Raw genomic sequence first — 25,231 nt, forward strand, 5'->3', positions numbered from 1 at the left:
AGAAAGGGCCTTCGGGCCAATGCCAGTCAGTTAAGCCTTATCGGCTGCACTTGGGGCTGCTACGCAGCCCATCGCCGGCAAGCCCGCGCCCCCAGGGGCAGCCCGGGCCGCCCGGCTGACGCGGTTCGTGTGGGAGGCCGCGTGCCGGGGGGCCCCCCCCCCCCCCCCCGCCGCCCCGCGGCCCCCCCCGGGCCCCGGGCCCCCCCCCCGGCGCCGGGGTTCGGGGGGGCCGCGGGCCCCCCGGCGATGGGCGTGCAGCGCCCCATGTCCTTAACTGACAGGCATTAGCCTTCGGGCCCTTTTTTCTGCCTGGTGGTTATGCGGCGCCTGCCCCGGCACCATCGCGGGGCAAGCACCACAGAAACCTTGTGATCCCCTCCGAGGCTGGGTAACGTGCCCCTTCATTTTGCTGAATGCTGGAGCCCGCCCCATGCGCCTCACCCCTCCCCTGCTGCTCGCCACCCTGCTGCCTCTGTTCGCGGGCTGCCAGTTGCTGGCGGACAAGCCTGCCGACCCAAACATCGGCACCCTGCGCATGCAAGGCGAACTGAGCGCCGGGGGTGGCAAGCTGCTATTCAAGCCTTGCACCGAGGCCCGCCGCTTCGTGGTCAATGACGCCGGTGCCACAGGCCTGTTGCAGGAAGCCGCCAATCTAGCCGACGACGCAGGCGACAAACTCTTTGCCGATGTGCGTGGGCGCCTGGCCGGCAGCAAGCAGGCCGACAACGATGGCCGCCTCGACGTGCAGCGCCTGTATCGCCTCGAACCCTCCACCCGCGCCTGCGAAGACCCCAACTTCAAGCAATTGACCCTGCGCGCCGATGGCCACGAACCCGACTGGGCGATCAAAGCCAGCGGCAACGGCATGATCATCGAGCGCCCCGGCAAAGACCCGCTACCCCTGCCCTTCCTCGAAGAAGAAGTGCCCGGCGGCGGCCTGACCCTGAGCAGCGAAGCCAACGGCCAGCACATCGAACTCTGGGTTGCCCCACAGCGCTGCGTCGACAGCATGAGCGGCGCCGTGCGCCACTTGCGCGCCGAACTGCGCATCGACGGCCAGACCCTGCAAGGCTGTGGCTACTACGGCGGCGCCCGCGACAACTGATCGCCTGGGCGCTTTTATCCTCCAGCCGAGGCGGCTAACAGCTTATACTTGGCGGTTTGTGTAAAGCCGCCGGCCGCCCATGGCCGGGATACTGGACCCTGCCATGCTACGAATCACCGAACTGAAGCTGCCCCTGGACCACGCCGACGAAGCGCTGCGCGAGGCCATCGTGCAACGCCTGGGCATCACCGATGAACAGCTGCTCGGCTTCACCCTGTTCAAGCGCAGCTATGACGCGCGCAAGAAGAACAGCGAACTGCTGTTCATCTATACCATCGACCTGGAAACCAGCAACGAAGCCGAGCTGCTGCGCAAGTTCGCCGACGATCGCAACATCGGCCCGGCCCCGGACGTGACCTACACGTTCGTCGGCCAGGCCCCGGTCGACCTGCAGGAGCGCCCGATCGTGGTCGGCTTCGGCCCCTGCGGCATCTTCGCAGGCCTGCTGCTCGCGCAGATGGGCTTCAAGCCGATCATCCTCGAGCGCGGCAAGGAAGTGCGCCAGCGCACCAAGGACACCTGGGGCCTGTGGCGTAAAAGCGTGCTCAATCCCGAGTCCAACGTGCAGTTCGGCGAAGGCGGCGCCGGGACGTTCTCCGACGGCAAGCTGTACAGCCAGATCAAGGACCCGAACCACCACGGCCGCAAGGTCCTGGAAGAATTCGTCAAGGCCGGCGCGCCAGAAGAAATCCTCTACATCAACAAACCGCACATCGGTACCTTCCGCCTGACCGGCATGGTCGAACAGATGCGCCAGGACATGATCGCCCTGGGCGCCGAAGTGCGCTTCCAGCAGAAGGTCACCGACCTGCTGGTCGAAGACGGCCAGCTGACCGGCGTGGTGTTGGAGAGTGGCGAACAGCTGCATTCGCGTCATGTGGTCCTGGCCCTGGGCCACAGTGCCCGCGACACGTTCCGCATGCTTCACGCCAAAGGCGTGTACATGGAAGCCAAGCCATTCTCGGTCGGTTTCCGCATCGAGCACCCACAGACGCTGATCGACAAGGCGCGCCTGGGCAAGTACGCCGGCCACCCGAAACTGGGCGCTGCCGACTACAAGCTGGTGTACCACGCCAAGAACGGTCGTTCGGTGTACAGCTTCTGCATGTGCCCGGGCGGCACCGTGGTAGCGGCCACCAGCGAGCCAGGCCGGGTCGTCACCAACGGCATGAGCCAGTATTCGCGTAACGAGCGCAACGCCAACTCCGGCATCGTCGTCGGCATCGACCCGGAGCGCGACTACCCGGGCGGCCCACTGGCCGGTATCGAGCTGCAGGAGCGCCTGGAAGCCCACGCCTATGTCATGGGCGGCAGCAACTACCAGGCACCGGCACAGCTGGTCGGCGATTTCGTCGCGGGGCGTGCCTCCACTGAACTGGGTAGCGTCGAGCCCTCCTACAAACCCGGCGTCACCCTGGGCGACCTGGCACCCAGCCTGCCGGACTTCGCCATCGAAGCGATCCGCGAGGCCCTACCGGCGTTCGACCGCCAGATCAAGGGCTACAACCTGCACGACGCGGTGCTGACCGGCATCGAAACGCGCACGTCCTCGCCGGTGCGCATCACCCGGGGTGCGGACTACCAGAGCCTCAACCTCAAAGGCCTGTATCCGGCCGGTGAAGGGGCCGGTTATGCAGGCGGCATTCTTTCCGCCGGCGTCGATGGCATCCGCATCGCCGAAGCCGTGGCCCGTGACATGCTGGGGCTCGATGGCTGAGTAGCTGGGCTGTAGCACATACAACCAGCCATCATCCCTGTGGGAGATTACCCAGCCCTTCGGGCTGCGCTGTCGCGCAGAGAACAAGCGGCTAGCGCCCCCCGCTCCCACAAGGCCCGCAAAATCAGATAGTTATGCGTTGTTCTATGAGAGCCTGCTCCCACAGGGGGCAGCGCGCCCCCCTGTGGCAAAAACCATGCAAAAAATCAGAAAAACCCCCTCATCCCCCTTCCCAAAGTTCTCTAGGCTTCGCGAGTCAGGCAGTAAAACCTTATGACAAAAGCGCCGGGCGTTTTGGTTTCAATACCGATGCCGCCACGCTAGGGTTTATCTTTTTCAAACCAAACCTGCTCATGGAGACCCGTTTGGCCGTGCGTACCCTTATTTCCCGTTTCCTCCAGCTGGAAGCCGCGGGTGGCTTGTTGCTGATCGCCGCCGCCGTGCTCGCGTTGATCATCAACAATTCACCCCTTGCCTACCTCTATGGCGGCCTGCTCGACGTGCCGGTCGCGGTCCAGGTCGGTGCCTTGCAGATCGCCAAGCCACTGCTCCTGTGGATCAACGATGGCCTGATGGCCCTGTTCTTCCTGCTGATCGGCCTGGAGGTCAAGCGCGAGGTCGTCGAAGGCCACCTGTCCAAGCCCTCGCAGGTAGTGCTACCCGCCACTGCTGCCATCGGTGGCATGCTGGTGCCGGCACTGATCTACTGGTACATCAACCGCGACAACCCCGCCGCCATCGCCGGCTGGGCCATCCCCACCGCCACCGATATCGCCTTCGCATTGGGCGTGCTGGCACTGCTCGGCAAGCGGGTGCCGGTGTCGTTGAAGCTGTTCCTGATGACCCTGGCAATCATCGATGACCTGGGCGCCATCGTCATCATCGCCCTGTTCTACTCAGGCAGCCTGTCGAGCCTGTCGCTGATGCTGGCCGCTGCCTGCCTGCTGGCGCTGCTGGCCATGAACCGGCTCGGGGTGGTGAAGCTGACGCCCTATCTGCTGGTGGGGCTTGTGCTGTGGGTCTGCGTGCTCAAGAGCGGTGTGCATGCGACTTTGGCCGGCGTGGCCCTGGCGCTGTGCATCCCGCTGCGCACCCGGCCTGCCGAGCCGTCGCCCCTGCTGCGTCTCGAACACGCCCTGCATCCCTGGGTCGCCTATGCCATCCTGCCGTTGTTCGCCTTCGCCAATGCCGGCGTGTCCCTGGCAGGCATGACTGTGGACAGCTTCACTCACCCGGTCCCCCTGGGCATCGCCATCGGCCTACTGGCGGGCAAGACGCTCGGTGTGTTCGGCCTGACGTGGGTCGCGGTCAAGCTGCGCCTGGCCGCCCTGCCCTCTGGCGCGAATTGGGGGCAAGTACTGGGCGTGGCCGTTCTTTGCGGCATCGGCTTCACCATGAGCCTGTTCGTCGGCTCCCTGGCCTTCGTGCCCGGCGCCAGCGACTTCGCCGGCATGGACCGCATGGGCATCCTCACCGGCTCGCTGTTCGCTGCGTTGTTCGGCTATGGGATCACCGCGATGGCAAGCCGCAAGTCGCTGGGCAACTGATCGCCAGGCCATAAAAAACCCCGACCGGCCTAGCCATGTCGGGGTTTTCATTTTGCCTGCGCCGATCAGTGGGTAACGCGGCTGGTGCCATCGACCGTCAGGATGCGAACACGCTCGCCGACGCGGAAGATCTCGTTCTGCTGCACTTGCTGTACATAGGCGCGCATGCTGCCGTCGTCTTCACGTACGGTGATCTCCACACCCTGGGTACGGGTCAGGCCTTCCTCGGCGGCGGAACCTGCCAGGCCGCCGGCAACAGCGCCGATCACCGCGGCAACGATGCTGCCGCGACCGCCACCGATGGCGCTACCGGCCACACCACCGACCACGGCGCCTGCACCGCCGCCGATCGGGGTCTTGGTGCCTTCGATCTTCACCGGACGCAAGGATTCGATGGTGCCCATGCGCACGGTCTGTACACGGCGGGCCTCGTCTCGGGAATAGCTGTCACCGGACAGGTTCGACGCACAACCGCCGAGCAACAGCGACAGGGTGGTAAAACTGGCCACCAGCAAAACGGATTTACGCATGGGAAACTCTCCATAAGTCAGGTGTCCATTAGACCCCGCGCGTTGGCGACTGTCACGACACATACGGTATAAAACTGTTTTTATTCAGCTTGGGTACAGCCTGCATCCACCTGCGGCAGGCCTGTTCATCGACATCAAGGATAGCCATGGATTACTTCATCGTCGTGGTGACGACCGTCGCGGGCCTGTATTTCCATGGGTGGCTGTACGTGCGCATGCGGCGCTGGATGGACCGGGACCTGGCGCTGTCATTGGCAGGCACTGACCCGGCCAAGCGCACCTATATGCTCGAATGCCTCGCACAGGCGCGGGGGCAGAAGATCAAGCGAACGGAGCTGGCGGCCTGGCTCGAGCGCCAGGCCGCAGCCTACAAAGGTTAGGGCGCCAAGCGCTCACGCAGCCACTGGCCGTCCACCTTGCGGTAGTTCAGGCGGTCGTGCAGCCGGCTGGCCCGCCCTTGCCAGAACTCGATGCGCTCGGGCAGCAGGCGGTACCCGCCCCAATGCTCGGGACAATGGGGTTGGGTGTCGGAAAAGCGCGCCTCGGTGGCCTTGACCAGCCCTTCGAGTTCCTCGCGACCGGCGATGACCCGGCTCTGGGGCGAAGCCCAGGCCCCCAGGCGGCTGCCCAGCGGGCGCACCTGGTAGTAGTCGTCGGACTCCTTGGCCGTGACCTTTTCCACCCGCCCTTCGATACGCACCTGGCGTTCCAGTGCCGGCCAGAAGAACGTCAAGGCGGCAAAGGGGTTGGCCAGCAAATGCTGGCCCTTGGCGCTGTCGTAGTTGGTGAAGAAGGTGAAGCCACGCTCGTCGAGCCCCTTGAGCAACAGTACCCGGCAATGCGGACGACCTTCGCCATCGACGGTGGCGAGGGTCATCGCATTGGCCTCCACCGGTGGCTGCTCGGTCTTCACCGCCTCGCCGAACCATTGGTGGAACAGGGCGAACGGCTCGCCCGGGGCCTGGTCTTCGGCCAGGCCATCGCGGGTGTAGTCGCGGCGCATATCGGCCAGGGACTGGGTCATGACAGCGTATCCTTAACGGTCAGTTGGTCTTGGCAGAGGCAACTTTCTTCTCGGTAGTGGCCTTCTTGGCAGTCGGTTTTGCCGCGGCCTTCTTCTTCGCGGTGGTTTTGGCCGGAGCCTTGGCCTTGGCGGTGGTTTTTTTCGCGGCAGGCTTGGCGGCGGCCTTCACTGCCGGCTTGGCAGCCGGTGCCTTGTCCTGGACAGCGACCATCGAGGCCGGTGCTGGAGCCGGTGCAGCCTGCTGGTACTTGGCCAGCAGCGCAACCATGGTGTTCTGCGGGGTCAGCAGCATTTCCACACGGCGGTTCAGAGCACGGCCTTCGGCGCTGTCGTTGGCAGCACGAGGCATGACCGAGCCCATGCCCTTGAGGGTCAGGCGGTCACGCTGCAGGCCGCTGAGGCGGAAGATCGCCGACACCGAGGCAGCGCGCTCGAGGCTGAGCTTCTGGTTGGCTGCTGCGGCACCGCTGGTGTCGGCATGGCCCAGGACCAGCACGGCGGTCTTGGGGTCTGTCTCAACGGTCTTGGCCACGCGGGTGATCGGGCCCAAGGTCATCGGCAGCAGCATGTTCGGGCGGTCCGGGTTGTACGAGCCATCCACCGGGATGGTCACCGCCAGTACGTTGTCACGGCGCTCGAGCTCGAACTGGCTGCCCTTGATCGCTTCGCGCACCTTGGGCTCGTACTCGTCCAGCCAGGCCTGGGTGGCCTTCTGGTCGATCTTCGGCACCACCGGGCCCTTGGCCTGCTTGTCGTCGCCCCCGAACGGCCACCACCAGCGGCTGGCGCTTTCGGATTTGGCGTCGGCCTTGGCCACCTTCTCGGTCACGGCCTCCTTCACTTCCTGCTCGGCGACTTTGTCCGAGCCGAAGGGCCACCAGCTGTTGCCCGCGTCGCTCGACGCATTCTGCGAGTGCTGGGCGCAACCAGTCGCGGCCAGACACAGGGCGAGTGCTAAGGTTTTATGTGAAGACATCAGCGATACACCATGAATTAGAAAGAGATTTTGCCCACACACACCAGGCGTTGGCGTTGAGGATAGTCAAAGGGTCCGGGCAATACCCGCATTACCCGATCAAAGGCAACTGGCAAGGACACGCACCAGTTTCTGGGCCCGAGGGTCCATCAATACATAGGGGCCAAGGGTATTGGTGACGAAACCGAAGGCCACGTCGTGCTCGGGGTCGGCGAACCCGACCGAACCACCGGCGCCTGGGTGACCAAAGGCACGCGGCCCCAGGCCGAAGGTGGCATTGGCCACTTCGGGTTGGTCGAGCATGCAGCCCAGGCCGAAGCGGGTCTGGGTCAACAGGGTGCGGTCCTGGCCGAGGCTATGTTCACGGGTCAACTCATCGAGCAGCTCCGACTCCAGCAGGCTGCCGTCGAGCAGGCCGGCATAGAACCCTGCCAGGCTACGTGCGTTGCCGTGACCATTGGCCGCTGGTTGTTGCATCCGTCGCCATTCGGGCTTGTTGGTGCTGGTGAGGATGGCCGGCGGGTTGGTGAACGCTCGGGTCGACAAGGCCTCGGGCTCGCGCAGGGTGACCTGCAGCAGGCGCTGGGCGGCGGCATCGCCGGGGTTGCCCTTGCCACGGGCGATGTGCGCCACGCGGTGGAATTCTTCGTCAGCCAGGCCTACATGGAAGTCCAGGCCCAACGGCCGGGCGGTGCGCGCCACGATGGATTCCCCCGGGCCACGACCGTCGACACGGCGGATCAGCTCGCCAATCAGCCAGCCGTAGGTGATCGCGGCATAGCCATGCTCGGTACCGGGCGCCCACCAGGGTGCTTCGGCCGCCAGGGCATCGACCATGACCTGCCAATCGTACAGCGCTTCGGCCGGCAGTAGCTCGCGGATAGCCGGCAGGCCGGCGCGGTGGCTGAGCAGTTGGCGCAGGGTCACGGCCTCCTTGCCGGCCTGGGCGAATTCAGGCCAGTAGCGGGCCACGGGGGCGTCCAGGGCCAACTTGCCCTCGCCTACCAGTTGCAGGGCCGTCACGGCAGTGAACGTCTTGGTGCAGGAGAACAGGTTGGCGATAGTGTCGCTGTGCCAGGCTTCCCGGCCGTCCTTGTCGGCGCTACCAGCCCACAGGTCGACCACGGTTTCGCCGCCGACTTGGATGCACAACGCCGCACCACGCTCCTGGGGATCGTCGAACAACGCGGCGAAGGCCTCGCGCACCGCCTCGAATTTCAGCTCATAGTGACCCTGGATCTGCACCCGACCGCTCTCCGTACGACTTTTCTCAACAAAGTCGTGCATTGTTCCAGTAGTTGGCCGATTTGCAAACTGAATGTGGCCGGATGGTCGTGTAGGGCGACCATCATCGTTTGGCCTCATCGCGGGACAAGCCCGCGCCCACACGCAGCGACGCGGCATTTCGCGGGCGGCATGCCTGTGGGGCGAGCTTGGGGCGAACGGCCACGTTTAGTGTTGCGCTGGCTGCTCCAGCGCCTCGCGTAGGTGTTCCATGACCTGCAGGTTGCTTTTGCGCACCGCCTCCACGAACCCGGGATACGGTACGTCGGTTATGGCCACCAACCCGAGGTGGCCGTTCTCACCATCCAGCAGGCGGCCGGTGGCCGGCTGGTCGAGGTACTGGAACCAGTGCGCCCCGACGATCGTCGGCTGGGCCAGGGCAGCCTTGAGGAAAGTGCCGTAGGCAGGCCCACGGTCCTCTTCGCGCGCGACTTCCAGCGGCCCCGGCCAGAACGGGCCGCGGTCACGGGAACCGAACTGGAACTCCGACACCAGCACCGGCTTGTCCAGCTCGGCCAGGCGGGCGAAGTCGTAGCCGTCTTCAGGCTTGAGGGTATAGAAGTTGAAGCTCAGCACGTCGCAGAACTCGGCGCAGGCCTTGACCGCCTCCGGTGTGCTGACCGCGTAACGACCACCCAACAGCAGGTGGTTGGGGGCGTGCCATTTCAAGGCATCGGAAATGGTCTTGAAATAGGTCTCGGCGAACACCTGCTGGAAATGCTGGTAGTCGCGCTCGATTTCGGGATGCTCGGGGCTGGGCAATGGCGCTTCGAAACCAGGGTCTTCCATCAGCTCCCATGCCTGCAGGTCGATGCCCCAGGCCTTGGACAACCCTTGCTGGTTGCGGTACTTGTCGCGCAACTGTTTGAGGAAGGCGCGCTTGGCGGGTACGTCGGTGGTCAGGCGCAGGGTGCCGTAGGCCAGGCCGTAGCGGGCCTTGGGGTCATCACCAGGCGCAGCCCAGGCCAGTTCGTTGTCGGCGAAGTAGCCGATCAGCCAGGGGTCGTCACGGTGGTCACGGGCAGCAATGGCCACGGCGCGCTCGGTGGCCATGGCGAAGCGCGGGTCGAACGGGTCGGGCATGCGTCCCCACCAATCCATGCCGGTGCTGATGCTGGTGTAGTCACCGACGATCGACAGCGGCAAGGTGTAGGGCATCCGCCGGGCCTTGCCCAACGCCGGGTCGCTCCAGTTGCCCAAGGTATTGAAACCCCAGGCCTGCAGGCGATCCAGGGCATGGGCCTGCCAACGTGGCGCATCCACGGTCGCTGGCGGACAGGCGACCGCTGGCTGGCCCTTGGGGCTTGCCGGGCATGGCTGGCCATAGGTGCGCTGCAGGTTCGCCGCATAGAAGTCGAACCAGCGGCCTTGCTTGAAGTTGCGCCCCTGGGACGAAGCATTGCCGTCATCGTTGTTGCCCTGGCCATAGAACGCGGCCAGCGGCTCGCCCTCGCCCGGCAAGGCCTTGAACATACCCTCGCGGCCTTGCACATAGGTTCGCCCGCCATCGGCAGCTACGGCATTGACACCCAGCGAGTAGAACGGATGGCCATCCGGGGTGACCAAGTACCAGCGACCGTCGCGCTTCTCGGTGCGGAAGAAGCCTTTGGCTTCGAATGCAGGCCCGGCCAGCAGGCCGCCATAGGCATCCAGCTTGTGCTTGCCACGCTCGGCGAGCCAGCCCTTGAGCTGTTGTCGCTCACGGCTGTCGGCGGCCTTGAGCTGTTCGTCATTGGCGATCTTTTCCGGCCAGCGCCCTCGGGTCGACTGGCCGTACGCATCGAGCAAACCTTCGTAGGCAGCCTTGAACGCCTGGTCGTCGTCCTGGATGCCGACCTTCTCGATGAGCAGGTTCTGGGCGACTTTGGGGTTGGGAATGCTCAGGCTGACGGCGACCACCTGCTTGAGGTCGATGTCCCCGGCACTGCTGGTCAGCAACAGGCGCTGCCCTTCGTATACCCAGGGCATGGGTGGCCCTGCGCGCATGCCTTGGCTCAAGGGCGAGCGCGCCGAAAGCGGCACCATCACGGTCTGCGCGGGCCCTGCGGGCAGGTCGACCCGGCTGGTCAGGGTGCGCCCGTCGCTGCTCTGTACCGTGACATCCACTGTCAAGGCCCAGTCCATGGCGCTTTGCAGGCGCAAGGTCAGGGCTTGGCCGGTAGACCAGTCCCAGGCGCCGGTTTGCGGGCTCAGGCGCAGGGTCGGCTGTTGCACGGGGTCGAACACCACGCGCCGCAGTACCTCGCCTTCGGCTGTCTGCTCGGCGTTGTACTGCGGCATACGGGCACCGACGGTAGTCACGTTGACCACCGAAGCCGGGCGCACGAAGCTGAACAACGTCTGTTGCCCAGCCAGCAAGGGCGGGCTGAGCAACAGGGCAAACACGGCAGGCAGGGTACGGCGGATCATAGGGTTGCAGCTCTCCTTCAGGGCACTGGGGCCCGCGACAGGTCATAGACAACGGGGCCGGAGCTTCGTGCTCCGCCCGTCAGGAAATCTCTCGCCGGAACGGCGGCAGCGCATTGAGGATAGCCTTGCCATAGCGCTGGGTGACCAGACGACGGTCGAGCAAGGTGATGACGCCACGATCCTGCTCGGTCCGCAGCAGGCGGCCGCAGGCCTGGATCAGGCGCAGCGAGGCGTCGGGCACGGCGATCTCCATGAACGGATTGCCGCCACGGGCCTCGATCCATTCGGCCAGTGCCGCTTCGACCGGGTCGTCCGGCACGGCAAAGGGGATCTTGGCGATCACCACGTGTTCGCAATAGGCACCTGGTAGGTCGACCCCTTCGGCGAAGCTCGCCAGGCCGAACAGCACGCTGTGCTGGCCATCGTCCACCCGCGCCTTGTGCTTGTTCAGGGTTTCCTGCTTGGACAAGTTGCCCTGGATCAGCACCAACTTGCGCCAGTCCCGGTCCAGGCCGTCGAAGACGTCCTGCATCTGCTTGCGCGACGAGAACAACACCAGCGCGCCGCGGGCCTCCTCGAGCATGTTCGGCAGCTCACGGATGATCGCCGCGGTGTGGCCCGGCACATCACGTGGGTCGGCCCCCAGGTCGGGGACCCGCAGCAGACCGGCGTCGCCATGGACGAACGGGCTGGGCACCACGCATGTGACCGCGTCGCGGGGCAGCCCCGAGCGCATGCGGAACCGGTCGAACTTGCCCAGCGCGGTCAGGGTCGCGGACGTCACCAGGGCGCCATGGGCCACGTTCCAGAGGCTGCGGCGAAGCATTTCGGCCGCCAGGATGGGGCTGGCATTGACTTCGATATCGAATAGCGCGCCGCTCTCGGCCAAGGTGAGCCAGCGAGCCATGGGCGGGCTGTCTTCAGGGTCTTCGGCGGTAAAGGCGGTCCACAGCTCCCAGTTGCCTTGGGCACGGCTCACCAGGCTGCCGAACAGCGGATACCATTCTTCGGCCTGGTGGCTGGCGATGCCGATGTTGACCTCGCCATCCATGCCTTCCTTGAGCAGGTCGGCCAAACGGGTGAACAGGTCGTTGAGGCGGGCGAAACCTTTTTTGAGCTCGATGCCGACCTCACGGATCTGCTCCGGCACCACGCCGCCTTCGAAACGGTAGCGAGGGCGCTCGCGGCCCTCCATGTCCTCGCCGGGGCGGAAGTCCGCCACCTGCTCGCACAGGGTGAACATGAATTGCTGCTGGGTGCGTACTTCCCGCGCCAGCTCCGGCACCTGTTCGATCAGCTTGCCCAAGTCGCCCGGCAACGGGTGCTGGGCCAGCAGCTTGGTCAGGTTCTTGGCCGTCTGCTCCAGCCAGTCGGCGGTGGAACGCAGGCGCGAATAGTGAGCGAAGTGGCCGATGGCCTTGTCGGGCAGATGGTGGCCTTCGTCGAAGACGTACATGGTGTCGCGCGGGTCGGGCAGTACGGCCCCGCCACCCAGTGCCAGGTCGGCCAGGACCATGTCGTGGTTGGTGACGATGACGTCGACCTTGCCCATGCCCTCGCGGGCCTTGTAGAACACGCATTGCTGGAAGTTCGGACAGTGGCGGCCGGTGCACTGGCTGTGGTCGGTGGTCAGGCGTGCCCAGTCCTGGTCCTCCAGGGCCTCGGGCCAGCTGTCACGGTCGCCGTCCCAACGGTTGCCGGCGAGCTTCTCGATCATGCTGTTGAACAGCTTCTGGCTCCTTTCATCGACCTCGATGCGAAAGCCCTCCTCCTCGAAGAGCTGGGCGGTGGCCGACTGGGCGTGGCCTTCCTGCAGCAGGATGTCGAGCTTGGACAGGCACAGGTAACGACCGCGGCCCTTGGCCAGGGCGAAGCTGAAGTTCAGGCCGCTGCTGCGCATGAGGTCGGGCAGGTCCTTGAAGACGATCTGCTCCTGCAGGGCGACGGTGGCGGTGGCGATCACCAGGCGCTTGCCGGCTGCCTTGGCGGCCGGGATCGCGGCCAGGCTGTAGGCGACCGTCTTGCCGGTACCGGTACCGGCCTCCACCGCGACCACGGCGGGCTCACCGGCGCGGCGCCCTTCGTCGTCGCAGGCGATGTCGCCGAGGACCTTGGCCACTTCGGCGATCATCAGGCGCTGGCCGTAGCGGGGCTTGAGGCTCTTGGCTTCGAGAAAACGCGAATAGGCGCCCTGGATGGTGGCTTTGAGTTCGTTGCTGATCATGGTCTGCAGGCGCCCGAAGGGCTGGATGAATTTTCAGTGTTTCGCATGGGCCGGCTATCATACCCCGCTATCGACCTTTATGCCCCATGGAGAACCACATGCTTGCCTTTGCCCTGCCCTACACACTGCATGTCCTGGCAGCCCTGGTCTGGGTCGGGGGCATGTTCTTCGCCTGGCTGGTGCTGCGCCCAGCAACGGTTGCAGCGCTGGAGGGGCCGGCGCGGCTGAAGCTGTGGGTGGAAGTTTTCCGACGCTTCTTCGGATGGGTCTGGCTGGCGGTGGCGGTCTTGGCGATCAGTGGTATCGGGATGTTGCACATGCGCTTCAACGGCTTCGAGACCGCGCCACGTTATATCCACGTGATGATCGGCGGGGGGATCGTCATGTTTGCGTTGTTCATGCGGGTCCAGGCGCTTTTGCTGCCGCAATTGCGGGCGGCGGTGCAGGCCGAGGACTGGGCGACGGGGGCATCGGTGCTGGGGCGGATCCGGCGGATGGTCGGGGTCAACCTGGTGGTGGGGGTTCTGGTCGTGGGGGTGGCGAGTTCGCGGGTTTGGGTTTGAGGGTTGGGCCTTGGGCCTTGGGCCTTGGGCCTTGGGCCTTTAGATAGCATGAGCATTCATTTCTGGCGGTGGCGCCACTGGCGCTTTTCGCCTTTACGGCGACCTACTTTTGCTCTTGGGCAAAAGTAGGCAAAAACCGCTGGCTCCTGCATCCGGCCCCTGCGCTGCGCTCCGGGGTTCCCTCGCTCCGGCATTACTCCCGGTGGGGCGCGGCGAAGGGCCATCCATGGCCCTGCGCCGCTTGCCGGGCATCCATGCCCGGCACCCACCTCCGTAATGCCTCCACTCGGCCTCCTGACGTCGCGTTTGGCGGCGCCTGGGCTGTTGCGCATCACAAGCAAAAGCAAAAGCAAAGGCAAAGGCAAAGGCAAAGGCAAAGGCAAAGGCAAAGGCAAAAGGTAATGCCGGTCGATTAAGCTACTTGGGACATTTCATTGGGGCTGCTATGCAGCCCATCGCGGCACAAGGCCGCTCTCATAGAACAACGCATAACTATTTGATTTTGCGGGCCTTGTGGGAGCGGGCTTGTCCCGCGATTGGGCCGGGCCGGAATCACCGTCGCCAGGCAAGGGCTGCGCCCTTGATCGCGGGGCAAGCCCGCTCCCACAGGGGGCGGCGCTAGCCACTTGTTCTTTGCGCGACAGCGCAGCCCGAAGGGCTGGGTGATCGCCCACGGACCATGCAAATCTGGCCAACGGCGGGTTTCCTGTAGGAGCGGCCTTGTGCCGCGATGGGGCGCGTAGCGGCCCCAATTGTTTAACTGGCCGGTTTTAAGCTATTTACAGCACCAGTGACATGATCCTACCAAGCAGTCTGCCTTTGCTTGTGCTACGCAATAGCCCAGACGCCGCCAAACGCGACGTCAGGCAAAAAGTGACCCGCCGTAAGGGCGCAAAGGTGATTCAGTGTCACCACCGCAAACGAACTGCTCGATTAAATCAATACCAACGATTGAACAAACATCTTTACGGCAACGGCACTACTGTTCGTCTCCATTATGGGTTTGATGTCGTATTCAACGGCTTGGGAATAGACATCACATGGAAAATGCCGGTCAGCAGGATCTGCAGGCGATCGAACCAGCGATGGCTACGTCCACGCAGGCTGCCGTTGAAGAACAGCACCTCCAGGCAATGCAGCCCCAGCAGGGCAATGCCCGCAGCATTGATCAGCAGATTGAACGGCAGTGGCTGGGGCATGAACAGGTTCACCAACACCACCCACCAGAACACTACCGTCAGGGCCTTGCCCAGGCCCAGGATGAATTTCATACCCCCGCCCTCTGTCTTGTCGTCATGGCGCGCGGCCCGTTCGAGCGGGCCGCTGCCAACACTAAACCCATGCCAGGGTAGGCGCCAGAGGCGTCAGTTCAGGTGCAACTCCACCCGCCGATTGCGCGCCTGGCCTTCGTCGGTGTCGTTGTCGGCCACCGGCTCCGCTTCCCCGCGCCCTTGGCTGGTCACCTTGGCCGGGGCCAGGCCCTGGCTGATCAGGTATTCGGCAACGCTGCTGGCACGGCGCTCGGACAGCGCCTGATTGTAGCTGTCCGAGCCGACGCTGTCGGTGTGGCCAATGACCTTGACGCTGGTCACCGAGGGGTCGTTGAGCTTGGGCAACAGGCTTTGCAGGCGCTGCTGGGCGCCAGCGGTCAGCTCGGCCGAGTCGAAGGCGAATAACACCTGCCCTTGGTCGTCGAGGGTGATCACCTCGGGTGTCGGCGCCGGTTCCGCGGCCTTGGCAGGCGGGTACTGCGGCAAGGGGCAACCCATATGGTTGACCGGGGTATTGGCCGGCGTGTCCGGGCAGCGGTCGCGGCGGTCGAATACACCGTCGCCATCCTCGTCGCCGTCCTGGGCATAGCAGATCAGGCCGCCGGCAATCGCACCGGCAGCGCCGGCGCCGGCCGCCCAGGCGGAACTCTCGATGGCCCCCAGGCCACCGCCGACCAATCCGCCCAGCAGGCTGCACAACGGCCAAGTTCGTTGATTGAGGGGCGCGCTGCCATCGCTGTGGGTGGCACAACCGCCCAGCAAGCTCGTGACCACCAGCAGCGGCAATGCCGCCTTCGACATGACACCCATGATGAATGCTCCTGTGTCACCGGCCGCGGCCGGTCACTTGTATGAGGGCGCGCCCATGCCACTGCTCAAGGCATGGGCGCAGGCCGTCAGCGCTCGATCTTGATTTCAGTGCGACGGTTCATGGCGCGGCCATCGGCGGTCGCGTTGTCGGCCACCGGCTGGGTCTCGCCAGCACCTACCACCGAGACGAAGCTGCTGCGAGGTACGCCGCTTTCGACCAGGTAGTCGGTCACCGAGTGGGCGCGGCGCTCGGACAGTTTCTGGTTGTAGCTGTCGGAGCCGACGCTGTCGGTATGCCCGGTCACGGTCAGGCGGGCGCTCGGCGCTTCCTGTTTCAGGCGCGTGGCGATGGTATTGAGGCGCTCCTTGTCGGTCGCGGTCAGGCGCGCGGAGTCGAATTCGAAGTGCACGTCACGGATGACGATGACTTCTTCCTTCTGCACCACCACCTCCTCGACCACCGGGGCCGGCTCTGGCGGGCAGCCATTGGCGTCGACCTGCACCCCGGGCGGGGTACCTGGGCACTTGTCGCGGCTGTCCGGCACGCCGTCGCCATCCTCGTCGCCATCGCCATGGGCCCAGCAGTAGCCCGCCGCCAGGCCACCGCCCAGCAACGCGCCCCACCCAGCCCAGCTGGAGCTCTCGATGGCGCCCAGGGCAGCGCCGCCCACACCCCCGACGGCAGCACACTTCTGCCAGTCGGTTTTTTGCAAACCTGCACATCCAGTCAACACACTGGTGAGCAGGACCAGGGGTATCGCTGTGCGTACTATGCTCATCTTGTAGCTTCTCCTAGGGGGAATCGGCATAAGACCGATCCTTCGGAGTAAAGACCGCGCATTCCCTCTCTGCCAGCAATGAGCCATACCTCTTTGCCGACCGCCCCGGGCCCGCTAGTCTAGGGCCCACCTGAACGAGGATTGGCAATGACCGACGGTTTTTCCCAGCGCACCCCGCAGCAGGCCCTCGCCGCCCTGCTCGAGCGCTTCACCCCCCAACGCCTGTTGTTGGTGGGCACGCGTTTTCCGGCCCTGGAGGCATTTGCCCAGGCCCACCCCGAGGTGCACATCGAAACGGTCGCACCGGGCCCGCTACCGCCTCTGGCCGCCGCCCAGCGCTTCGACCTCGCGGTACTGGTGGACTGCCTCGAACATCTGCCCAAACGCACCGGCCTGGAGCTGCTCGGCGGCATCCGTAACCTCAATGCCAGCCGGGTCGCCGTGCTGGCGGACCTGCAGGCCTGCGGCTGGCTCGACACCGATTTCTTCGCCCTGGCGCTGTCGGCCAGTGAGAAATTTCGCCGGGACGACCAGGTGCTGAGCCTGTTCACCTATGATCTACATGACTATAAGCAGGTCCCGGACTGGCTCAACGCCAAGTTCTGGGCCAACCCTGAAAACTTCGGCAAGTACTGGTGGTGATGGAATGAGTGTCTCGGTCTGCCCTTGCGGCAGCGGCAACCTGCTCGACGCCTGCTGCGGGCATTATCACGCCGGCACCCCGGCCCCGGACGCCCAGGCGCTGATGCGTTCGCGCTACAGTGCCTATGTGCTGGGCCTGGTGGACTACCTGGTGGCGACCACCCTGCCCGCCCAACAGGCAGGCCTGGATCGCGCGGCCATTGCCGCGTGGAGCGCCCAAAGTACCTGGCTGGGCCTGGAGGTCGAGCGCGCCGAGGTGCTCGGCGGCCAGCCCGAGCATGCCTTCGTCAGCTTCACCGCGCGCTGGCACGATCAGCAAGGCGACCACCAACACCATGAACGCTCCGCCTTCGTCCAACACGACGGCCGTTGGTATTTCATCGACCCGACCGTGGGCCTCAAGGCCGGCCGCAACGACCCCTGCCCCTGCGCCAGCGGGCAGAAGTTCAAGAAATGCTGCGCCAGTTATATCGGTAGCTGACCATGATCGCCACGGCCCGCCTGCTCGTCCTCACCCTTTCATTGGCACTGTTGGCGGGCTGTGCCGGCTGGGGCGGCGATAGCTGGCGCGAGCCGCAGATTCGGCTGGTCAGGGTCGAGACCGTCAAGGCCCGTCTGCATCAGCAGGAGTTCGTGCTTCACCTACGGGTGGACAACCCCAACGACAGCCGCCTGTTCATTCGCAACCTGGCCTATTCGGTGCGGCTCAACGAGCTGATGCTGGCGCAGGACGAGGCCAGCCTCTGGCGCAGCGTCGGCGGCCATGCCACGCGCACCTTCAAGATCACTGCGCGGACCAATCTGTGGCAGCACCTCAAGCCCCTGGCCAAGCTGCTCAAGAGCGAGCAACCTCTGCATTACCGCCTGCAGGGTGAACTGAACACCGGGCTGATCGTCCACCGGGGCCTGCACTTGTCGCGCAGTGGTGAGATAATCCCCGGCGATCTTCAACCGGAGTAACCCCGCAATGACCCAACAACCCCATGTCCATGGCCCCGACTGCAACCACGGTCACGACCACCATGACCACGACCACGGCCATGTGCACGGCCCGCACTGCAACCACGGCCACCAGGAGCCGGTGCGCAATGCCCTGAAGGACGTCGGCCGCAACGACCCATGCCCGTGCGGCAGCCAGAAGAAATTCAAGAAGTGCCACGGGGCCTGATCCCCGGCAGTCCAGTCCTGCGGGCCGCTTCGCGGTCATCGCGGGACAAGCCCGCTCCCACAGGGACCCGCGCAGACGTTGCAAGCCTGTGTGGGAGCGGGCTTGCCCCGCGATGACCATCCCATCCGTTTTAATCTGAACAGCCGCTGGGCAGCCCCTGAAAATAAAGCCTCTAGCCACCTTGCACGGCGACCGCGCGCTCACTAACGTAGCGCCTTTGAACCCCCGCCACGCCTAGCAGGAGCCTCGTCATGGCAGCCCCCGCCCTTCCCCCCTTCCGCCCCCGGTTCGGCACTGCCGCCGCATTGTTCGGCATGCTCGGCCTTGCCGGTTGCCAGACGGGCGGCTACCAGGACAGCGTGCCCCCCACTACGGGGGTGCAACCGCTCAAGGGGCTGGCGCAGAACGTCTCGGTGCGCCGCAACGCCATGGGCGCCCCCCTGATCGAAAGCAGCAGCTTCCATGACGCGCTGTTCAGCCTGGGCTATATCCATGCGGGTGACCGTATCGAGCAGATGGTCGCCATGCGCCTGCTGGCCCAGGGCCGCCTGGCCGAGTTGGCAGGCTCCGAGGCCCTGGACATCGACCGCCTGATGCGGGCCGCCAACCTCAAGCAAAGCGCCGGGCAGCTGTATGCCGATGCCTCGCCGCGCCTGAAGCGCTTCTTCGAGGTCTATGCCCGCGGGGTCAACGCCTACCTGTTCCGCTACCGCGACCGACTGCCGGCAGAACTCGCCCGCAGCGGCTACCGCCCGGAATACTGGAAGCCCGAGGATTCGGCGCTGGTGTTCAGCCTCTATGCCTTCAGCCAGTCGGTGAACCTCCAGGAAGAGCTCGCGGCCCTGGTCCTGGCGCAAAAGGTCGGCGCCGACAAGCTGGCCTGGCTGCTGCCGGGTGCGCCAGACGAACCGCTGGCCGAAGCCGAACTGGACAAACTCAAGGGCCTGAACCTGGCAAGCCAGCTGCCGGGCCTGGATGCCCTGGCCAGTGCAGGCCAGAAACTCGCTGACCTGGGCCTGCTCGGCACCCCGGGCTCAGCCAACCTGGCCCTGGGCCCGCAGCGCAGCCGCAGCGGCAAGAGCCTGCTGGCCAGCGACAGCCGCGCCAACTGGGCCCTGGCCCCGGTTCAAATCCACACCAGCAAGTACCAGGTTGCCGGCCTGTCGCTGCCGGGCCTGCCCATCGTGCTGGCCGGGTACAACGGCAAGCTGGCCTGGAGCAGCAGCGCGGTCATGGCCGACAACCAGGACCTGTACCTGGAACAACTGCGCCGCCAGGGTAACCAACTGAGCTACCTGGCCGATGGCAAGTGGCTGCCGGCGCGGGCACGCAGCGAAACCTTCTTCGTACGTGGCCAGCGCCCGCAGCGCGAAGTCATGTACGACACACGTCACGGCACTCTGCTCAGCCAGCCGGCCAGCGCTGGCCTGGGCCTTGCCCTGAACCTGCCGCAACTCAAGGGTGACGCCAGCCTGGACGCGTTGTTCAACCTGACTCGCGCGCCGTCGGTAGAGCGAGCCTTCGACACCACCCGCGAAGTCGGTGCCGCGGCGCTGAACTTCGTCTTCGCCGAACCCCAGCACATCGGCTGGCAGGTCAGCGGCCGTTACCCCAACCGCCGCGAAGGCCAGGGCCTACTGCCCTCGCCAGGCTGGGACGGGCGCTACGACTGGGACGGCTATGCCGACCCGATGCTGCACCCCTACGACCAGGACCCCACCGCCGGCTGGATCGGCCACGCCAACCAGCGCAGCCTGCCCCGAGGCTACGGCATGCAGCTTTCCAACACCTGGTATTACCCCGAGCGCGCCGAGCGCCTGGCCCAGCTGGCCGGCAACGGTCGCCATGACAGCCGCAGCCTGATGGCCTTGCAGAATGACCAGGTCACCCTGCTGGCGGACAAGCTCAAGCAGATGTTCGACGCACCGGGCATGGCCCAGTCCCTCGCCCAAGCCATCGACGCACTGCCCGCCGCCCAGCGCCCCCAGGCCCGCGAGGCCTTGGCGACGCTCAAGGCGTTCGATGGCCGCCTGAGCCCAGTCTCGGCCGATGCCGCGCTCTACCAGCTGTTCCTCCAGGCTGTGGCGCGGCAGACCTTCCTCGACGAACTCGGCCCGGAGTCCAGCCCGGCCTGGCAAGCATTCGTCGGCAACGCGCGCCTGTCCTATTCGGCCCAGGCCGACCACTTGCTCGGGCGCGAGGACAGCCCGTTCTGGGACGACCGCAGCACGACACAAACAGAAGACAAGCCCACCATCCTCGCCCGCAGCCTGGCGGCCGCGATGGAAGCTGGCGTTGCGCAACTGGGTGCTGACCGTCGCGCCTGGCAATGGGGCCGGCTGCACCAGTATCGCTGGCCGGCACCGGCCTATCATGGCCTGGGCGATGCCGTCAGCCGAGCGCCCATGGCGGCCGGCGGTGATTTCAGCACCCTGGCCCTGACGCCCTATGCCTGGGGCAGCAGCTTCGACACCAGCCTGCCGGCCTCGGCGCGCATGATCGTCGATTTCGGCCAGGCCGAACCGCTGCAGGTACTGACCAGCAACGGCCAGTCCGGCAACCCGGCCAGCCGCCACTACAGCGATGGCCTGAACGCCTGGTTCCAGGGCCGCTTCATGAGCTTGCCCCTGCAGCAGGCGAATTTCTCCCGGGCCTACGGCAGCCAGCGCCTTACCCTGGTGCCGGGTCGCTGAGGTCGGGCGCCTTTCCCTCTGATCGCCAGCAGCCGACGCTCGTAGCATCTCCCTCGACCGCGACGTCCATGGTGGACGTCCGCGGCCCACCCATTCGAGAAAGGATGCCATCATGAGCACTGAAACATTGCAGATAGAAATTTCCTGGCCCGAGTCGCTGCACGTTCCAGCGGGGGCGACTGCGAACGTCCAGCTTTGGGTCGGTAACGAAATTTCGTTTTATCGAATGCTATCGGACGGCGACGTCTCGGTCCCTGCCAGCTCGTCGCCAGCTGTCCTGGAAATCGCCTACGACCCGCAGGATCTGGTGCCGGACGACAGTACCGTCACCTGGGACCACTTCCACACCGCGCCTTACCTGATGCATGACGGCAAGCGCCTGAACATTGCCAGAACGGTCAAGGTCAGCATCGACAAAGCCAAGCGCGACGGTTGGAAGATCGCCCTTTCCTGATACTCCTCCGGGCGGCCCAGCTTGGGCTGCCCGGGGTTCCCTTCGCACGTCCTGTCCCAGGGGCCAGGCCAAGAGAGGCTGCGCAACGGCCGAAGTTATGCTTCTATCTTTGTGCCGACTGTTATCGCAGACCGTTTTCGCCACTCAGCCAGGACCACCATGCATCATTCGACCCACGACCTGCTGTCCCCCGTCCCGGGTATTGCCCGTCAGCTTCACAGCTTCCACTTTGGCCCGCGCGGTGGCGGCAAGGTCTACATCCAGGCCTCCCTGCACGCCGACGAATTGCCCGGCATGCTGGTGGCCTGGCACCTCAAACGCCGCCTGGTCGAGCTGGAACAGCAAAGCCGGCTGCGCAAAGAAGTGATCCTGGTGCCGGTGGCCAACCCCGTGGGCCTGGAACAGGTGCTGCTGGATGCGCCACTGGGGCGCTTCGAGTTGCAGAGCGGGGAAAACTTCAACCGCAACTTCGTCGACCTGTCGGACAGCATCGGCGACCAGATCGAAGGCCACCTGACCCAGGACCCGGCGCACAACCTGGCGTTGATCCGCGAATACCTGCGTCGCGGGCTGGACGCCCATCCTGTACGCACGCCGTTGCAGTCCCAGCGCCTGAACTTGCAGCGCCTGGCCTGCGACGCCGACATCGTGCTCGACTTGCACTGCGACTTCGAAGCGGTGGAACACCTGTACACCACGCCTGAGGCCTGGCCTCAGGTCGAGCCCCTGGCACGTTACCTGGGCGTGCAGGCCAGCCTGCTGGCCACCGATTCAGGGGGGCAGTCGTTCGATGAATGTTTCAGCCTGGTGTGGTGGCAATTGCAGCAGCGCTTCGGCAAGCAGTTCCCGATCCCCCTGGGCAGTTTTTCGGTGACGGTCGAGTTGCGCGGCCAGGCCGATGTCAGCCATGAGCTGGCGGCCAAGGACTGTCAGGGCATCCTGGATTTCCTGACCCATGCCGGGGTCATCGAAGGCCAGGTCAAGGCATTGCCGCCCCTCGCCTACCCAGCAACGCCACTGGCTGGCGTGGAACCGGTAATGGCCCCATTAGGCGGGTTGCTGGTGTTCCACGCCAAGCCCGGGCAGTACCTGGAAGCCGGCCAACTGATCGCCGAAGTGATCGACCCGCTCAGCGATCGAGTGACGGCCGTGCGCAACGCCCAGGCAGGCTTGCTGTATGCACGCAGCGTAAGGCGCATGGCCACGGCAGGCATGGTCATCGCGCATGTGGCGGGCGAGCAGGTCTGCCGCAGCGGTTACCTACTGGCCAACTGAGACCGCGTGGCCTTCAGGCCACCGGCGAGGGAGGCGGCTCGTCCGGCAAGGTGGGCTCGCCCGGCTCCATAGGGGGTGATTCGCCTGGTTCGGGGGGTTGTGGGGTATCAGGGTCTGGCTGGTGGGGCACACCACCGGCCTGCACTGGCGTGGGGGGATGCGCCAGCAGGGACCATGCCAGCAACCCGATCTGGTTGGGCTGGAGGACGGCCAGCTTCGCGCTGATAGCGGGATGGAGTTTCATTGGCTGCTCCTGGCGATAGCCGATGCGCGTCATGCGCACCGGACCGTTCTGAGCATTGGAGTGCCTGGAGCGCGAGGAATTCCCCGCGCTCGTCGCCTCAGGTGCGCGGCAGGGTGACGCCGCGCTGGCCCTGGTACTTGCCGCCACGATCCTTGTAGGACACTTCGCATTCTTCATCGGACTCGAGGAAGAGCATCTGCGCCACGCCTTCATTGGCGTAGATCTTGGCCGGCAGGGTGGTGGTGTTGGAGAACTCCAGGGTCACGTGGCCCTCCCACTCCGGTTCCAGCGGGGTGACGTTGACGATGATGCCGCAGCGGGCGTAGGTGCTCTTGCCCAGGCAGATGGTCAATACGTTGCGCGGAATGCGGAAGTATTCGACGGTGCGGGCCAGGGCGAAGGAGTTCGGCGGGATGATGCACACGTCGCTCTTGACATCGACGAAGCTGCCGGCATCGAAATTCTTCGGGTCGACGGTGGCCGAATTGATGTTGGTGAACACCTTGAATTCGTCGGCGCAACGCACGTCGTAGCCGTAGCTGGAGACGCCGAAGGAAATGACCCGGCTGTCTTCGCCGCCGCGCACTTGGCGCTCGACGAACGGTTCGATCATGCCGTGTTCCTGCGCCATGCGGCGAATCCACTTGTCCGATTTGATGCTCATGGCGGGAGTGTCCTGAAGAGTGCAAGGTGAAAAACGAGACGCGCATCTTACCGGTCCCGGCGCCTGTGGCAAAGTTCCATCCCGCAATCCCTCGCCGGACGGGAGTTGCAGCCGCCGTCGATCCGAATTTCGACAAAGCCGTCATTGACCATTGGCAGGTCGGGGAAAGTGGGTTAAGGTGGCGCCACTGTGCTGCACGTGACACCGAGAATCTCTAGTTTGATGCACGATTCCAATCGGCCCATCGCTGAATTTTCTGCTCTCTTTGCGCTCAGTCCCGGCCAGGGCGTTTCCTGTGCCGAAATCTACTTTGTCCAAGGAGACAGAAACATGTCCAATCGCCAATCCGGTGTTGTCAAGTGGTTCAACGATGAGAAGGGCTACGGCTTCATCACCCCTCAGTCGGGTGACGACCTGTTCGTACACTTCAAAGCCATCCAGGCTGACGGCTTCAAAACCCTGAAAGAAGGCCAGGCTGTTACTTTCGTCGCTACCCGCGGCCAGAAAGGCATGCAGGCTGAAGAAGTTCAAATCGCCTAAGTCGATTGCTTCCTCGCTTTCAAAAAAACCCGCCTCTGGCGGGTTTTTTTATGCCTGACCGAATGCCGGCGCTCTCCCTGTAGGAGCGGCCTCGCGCCGCGAAAGGGCCGCGCAGCGGCCCCTGGCTATCAGCAAGAACACGAAAAACCGGAGCGGGCGTCAATCTTCGCTAATGGTGATGTTCGGCATCGCCGGCGCCGCCGCTTCCTGCAACACGATGCGCGCCCCCACCTGGCGGGCCAGCTCCTGGTAGATCATGGCGATCTGGCTTTCCGGCTCGGCGATGGCCGTCGGCTTGCCGTTGTCGGCCTGCTCGCGGATCAACATCGACAGTGGCAGGGAAGCCAGCAGCTCGACCCCATACTGGGCGGCAAGCTTCTGGCCCCCCCCTTCGCCGAACAGGTGCTCGGCATGGCCGCAGTTCGAGCAGATGTGCACGGCCATGTTCTCGACCACGCCCAGTACCGGGATGTTGACCTTGCGGAACATCTCCACACCCTTTTTCGCATCCAGCAGGGCCAGGTCCTGCGGGGTGGTGACGATCACCGAGCCGGCCACCGGCACCTTTTGCGCCAGGGTCAGCTGGATGTCGCCGGTGCCCGGCGGCATGTCGATCACCAAATAGTCGAGGTCGTCCCAGGCGGTCTGGGTCACCAGTTGCAACAGCGCGCCGGAGACCATCGGGCCACGCCAGACCATCGGTGTGTTGTCATCGGTGAGAAAGGCCATGGACATGACTTCCACCCCATGGGCCTTGATCGGCACGAACCACTTCTGCTCGCGCACCTGCGGCCGGGTGCCCTCGGCGATGCCGAACATCACGCCCTGGCTCGGGCCGTAGATATCGGCATCGAGGATACCCACCCGGGCACCCTCGCGGGCGAGGGCCAGGGCCAGGTTGGCGGCGGTGGTGGACTTGCCGACACCGCCCTTGCCCGACGCCACGGCGATGATGTTCTTGACGTTGGCCATGGCCGGCACCTGGGCCTGGCCCTTGTGGGTACCGACCACGCAGTCGATCGAAACCGTAGCCGCGCTCACGCCGTCGAGGTTTTCGATGGCGGTGCCCAGCACCTGCGCCCAGCCGTTCTTGAACAAACCGGCGGCATAGCCCAGTTGCAAGCGTACGTTGACCTGCCCGCCCTGGATGTCGATGGCGCGCACGCAACCGGCGCTGACCGGGTCCTGGTTCAGGTAGGGGTCGGTGTACTGGCGAAGCACGCCTTCGACGGCGGCATGTGTGACGGCACTCATGGACACTCCCAATGGCAAACGAATATGGAACAGGCGCCTATGCTAACCGTCAATCGTC

Annotated in this window: 25 protein-coding genes; 13 read left to right on the forward strand and 12 right to left on the reverse strand. The window is 65.0% G+C overall.

Annotation, left to right across the window (positions count from 1 at the left end):
• The first annotated feature begins 430 nt into the window (after positions 1-430).
• The 3 genes from ACNFG0_RS07670 to nhaA all read left to right on the forward strand — a co-directional run bounded on the left by ACNFG0_RS07670 (position 431) and on the right by nhaA (position 4,369).
• Complete coding sequence (locus tag ACNFG0_RS07670; RefSeq protein WP_196146960.1) at positions 431-1,105, forward strand: COG3650 family protein; 675 nt, start codon at positions 431-433, stop codon at positions 1,103-1,105.
• 103 nt (positions 1,106-1,208) lie between these two features.
• Positions 1,209-2,822 (forward strand): NAD(P)/FAD-dependent oxidoreductase, encoded by a 1,614-nt coding sequence (locus tag ACNFG0_RS07675; RefSeq protein ID WP_416764393.1) that lies wholly within the window; start codon positions 1,209-1,211, stop codon positions 2,820-2,822.
• Positions 2,823-3,175: 353 nt separating this feature from the next.
• On the forward strand, positions 3,176-4,369 hold the full coding sequence (nhaA, locus tag ACNFG0_RS07680) for a Na+/H+ antiporter NhaA (RefSeq protein ID WP_196146958.1): 1,194 nt from the start codon (positions 3,176-3,178) through the stop codon (positions 4,367-4,369).
• 65 nt (positions 4,370-4,434) lie between these two features.
• Here nhaA and ACNFG0_RS07685 read toward each other — a convergent pair whose 3' ends face one another.
• Positions 4,435-4,899: a glycine zipper 2TM domain-containing protein gene (locus ACNFG0_RS07685; protein ID WP_084856081.1), complete on the reverse strand. Its 465-nt coding sequence runs from the start codon at positions 4,897-4,899 to the stop codon at positions 4,435-4,437.
• Positions 4,900-5,045: 146 nt separating this feature from the next.
• On the opposite strand from ACNFG0_RS07685, the gene ACNFG0_RS07690 reads away from it, so the two are divergent.
• Positions 5,046-5,279, forward strand: a complete 234-nt coding sequence (locus ACNFG0_RS07690; RefSeq protein ID WP_416764394.1) for a hypothetical protein — start codon at positions 5,046-5,048, stop codon at positions 5,277-5,279.
• On the opposite strand, the gene pdxH is transcribed toward ACNFG0_RS07690, so the two are convergent.
• The 5 genes from pdxH to dinG all read right to left on the reverse strand — a co-directional run bounded on the left by pdxH (position 5,276) and on the right by dinG (position 12,816).
• Positions 5,276-5,923, reverse strand: coding sequence for a pyridoxamine 5'-phosphate oxidase (gene pdxH, locus ACNFG0_RS07695; RefSeq protein WP_196146956.1), 648 nt, complete (start codon positions 5,921-5,923; stop codon positions 5,276-5,278). The genes ACNFG0_RS07690 and pdxH overlap by 4 nt on opposite strands.
• A 19-nt stretch (positions 5,924-5,942) precedes the next feature.
• Positions 5,943-6,899, reverse strand: a complete 957-nt coding sequence (locus ACNFG0_RS07700) for an OmpA family protein (protein WP_196146955.1) — start codon at positions 6,897-6,899, stop codon at positions 5,943-5,945.
• A 99-nt stretch (positions 6,900-6,998) separates the two neighbouring features.
• Positions 6,999-8,144, reverse strand: a complete 1,146-nt coding sequence (locus tag ACNFG0_RS07705) for a serine hydrolase domain-containing protein (protein ID WP_196166140.1) — start codon at positions 8,142-8,144, stop codon at positions 6,999-7,001.
• A gap of 207 nt (positions 8,145-8,351) precedes the next feature.
• A complete protein-coding gene (locus ACNFG0_RS07710; RefSeq protein ID WP_416764395.1) occupies positions 8,352-10,592 on the reverse strand; it encodes a beta-galactosidase in 2,241 nt (746 codons plus the stop codon).
• 79 nt (positions 10,593-10,671) lie between these two features.
• A complete protein-coding gene (dinG, locus tag ACNFG0_RS07715; RefSeq protein ID WP_416764396.1) occupies positions 10,672-12,816 on the reverse strand; it encodes an ATP-dependent DNA helicase DinG in 2,145 nt (714 codons plus the stop codon).
• A 98-nt stretch (positions 12,817-12,914) separates the two neighbouring features.
• Between dinG and ACNFG0_RS07720 the strand changes: the two genes are divergently transcribed.
• Complete coding sequence (locus tag ACNFG0_RS07720; RefSeq protein WP_196156364.1) at positions 12,915-13,379, forward strand: CopD family protein; 465 nt, start codon at positions 12,915-12,917, stop codon at positions 13,377-13,379.
• A 995-nt stretch (positions 13,380-14,374) separates the two neighbouring features.
• On the opposite strand, the gene ACNFG0_RS07725 is transcribed toward ACNFG0_RS07720, so the two are convergent.
• From ACNFG0_RS07725 to ACNFG0_RS07735, 3 genes are all read right to left on the reverse strand, one after another.
• Positions 14,375-14,650 (reverse strand): DUF1145 domain-containing protein, encoded by a 276-nt coding sequence (locus ACNFG0_RS07725; protein WP_196144212.1) that lies wholly within the window; start codon positions 14,648-14,650, stop codon positions 14,375-14,377.
• Positions 14,651-14,743: 93 nt separating this feature from the next.
• The gene (locus tag ACNFG0_RS07730; RefSeq protein WP_196155467.1) at positions 14,744-15,460 is read right to left on the reverse strand and encodes an OmpA family protein; all 717 of its coding nucleotides are present in this window, start codon (positions 15,458-15,460) and stop codon (positions 14,744-14,746) included.
• 86 nt (positions 15,461-15,546) lie between these two features.
• Entirely contained in the window at positions 15,547-16,239 is a 693-nt protein-coding gene (locus tag ACNFG0_RS07735; protein ID WP_416764398.1) for an OmpA family protein, read from the reverse strand.
• Positions 16,240-16,386: 147 nt separating this feature from the next.
• Here ACNFG0_RS07735 and ACNFG0_RS07740 point away from each other — a divergent pair, with 147 nt between their 5' ends.
• The 7 genes from ACNFG0_RS07740 to ACNFG0_RS07770 all read left to right on the forward strand — a co-directional run bounded on the left by ACNFG0_RS07740 (position 16,387) and on the right by ACNFG0_RS07770 (position 22,471).
• The gene (locus ACNFG0_RS07740; RefSeq protein WP_196144215.1) at positions 16,387-16,881 is read left to right on the forward strand and encodes a DUF6231 family protein; all 495 of its coding nucleotides are present in this window, start codon (positions 16,387-16,389) and stop codon (positions 16,879-16,881) included.
• 4 nt (positions 16,882-16,885) lie between these two features.
• Positions 16,886-17,362: a YchJ family protein gene (locus ACNFG0_RS07745; RefSeq protein WP_196144216.1), complete on the forward strand. Its 477-nt coding sequence runs from the start codon at positions 16,886-16,888 to the stop codon at positions 17,360-17,362.
• 2 nt (positions 17,363-17,364) lie between these two features.
• A complete protein-coding gene (locus ACNFG0_RS07750; RefSeq protein ID WP_196144217.1) occupies positions 17,365-17,841 on the forward strand; it encodes an LEA type 2 family protein in 477 nt (158 codons plus the stop codon).
• Between the two features lie 7 nt (positions 17,842-17,848).
• The gene (locus ACNFG0_RS07755; RefSeq protein WP_023379046.1) at positions 17,849-18,049 is read left to right on the forward strand and encodes an SEC-C metal-binding domain-containing protein; all 201 of its coding nucleotides are present in this window, start codon (positions 17,849-17,851) and stop codon (positions 18,047-18,049) included.
• A 251-nt stretch (positions 18,050-18,300) separates the two neighbouring features.
• Positions 18,301-20,742: a penicillin acylase family protein gene (locus ACNFG0_RS07760; RefSeq protein WP_416764399.1), complete on the forward strand. Its 2,442-nt coding sequence runs from the start codon at positions 18,301-18,303 to the stop codon at positions 20,740-20,742.
• Positions 20,743-20,854: 112 nt separating this feature from the next.
• Positions 20,855-21,196: a hypothetical protein gene (locus ACNFG0_RS07765; RefSeq protein WP_416764401.1), complete on the forward strand. Its 342-nt coding sequence runs from the start codon at positions 20,855-20,857 to the stop codon at positions 21,194-21,196.
• A 159-nt stretch (positions 21,197-21,355) separates the two neighbouring features.
• A complete protein-coding gene (locus ACNFG0_RS07770; protein WP_416764402.1) occupies positions 21,356-22,471 on the forward strand; it encodes a succinylglutamate desuccinylase/aspartoacylase family protein in 1,116 nt (371 codons plus the stop codon).
• A 13-nt stretch (positions 22,472-22,484) separates the two neighbouring features.
• Here the strand turns inward: ACNFG0_RS07770 and ACNFG0_RS07775 are convergent, their stop codons facing one another.
• Entirely contained in the window at positions 22,485-22,715 is a 231-nt protein-coding gene (locus tag ACNFG0_RS07775) for a hypothetical protein (RefSeq protein ID WP_084856050.1), read from the reverse strand.
• A 97-nt stretch (positions 22,716-22,812) separates the two neighbouring features.
• Positions 22,813-23,379: a dCTP deaminase gene (gene dcd / locus ACNFG0_RS07780; protein WP_043213075.1), complete on the reverse strand. Its 567-nt coding sequence runs from the start codon at positions 23,377-23,379 to the stop codon at positions 22,813-22,815.
• Between the two features lie 330 nt (positions 23,380-23,709).
• Here dcd and ACNFG0_RS07785 point away from each other — a divergent pair, with 330 nt between their 5' ends.
• Complete coding sequence (locus ACNFG0_RS07785; protein WP_003254922.1) at positions 23,710-23,919, forward strand: cold-shock protein; 210 nt, start codon at positions 23,710-23,712, stop codon at positions 23,917-23,919.
• Between the two features lie 159 nt (positions 23,920-24,078).
• Here the strand turns inward: ACNFG0_RS07785 and apbC are convergent, their stop codons facing one another.
• A complete protein-coding gene (gene apbC, locus ACNFG0_RS07790; protein WP_084856048.1) occupies positions 24,079-25,173 on the reverse strand; it encodes an iron-sulfur cluster carrier protein ApbC in 1,095 nt (364 codons plus the stop codon).
• Positions 25,174-25,231: the final 58 nt, after the last annotated feature.

The sequence above is a fragment of the Pseudomonas sp. NY15372 genome, from assembly GCF_048068215.1.
GTDB lineage: Bacteria > Pseudomonadota > Gammaproteobacteria > Pseudomonadales > Pseudomonadaceae > Aquipseudomonas > Aquipseudomonas guariconensis_A.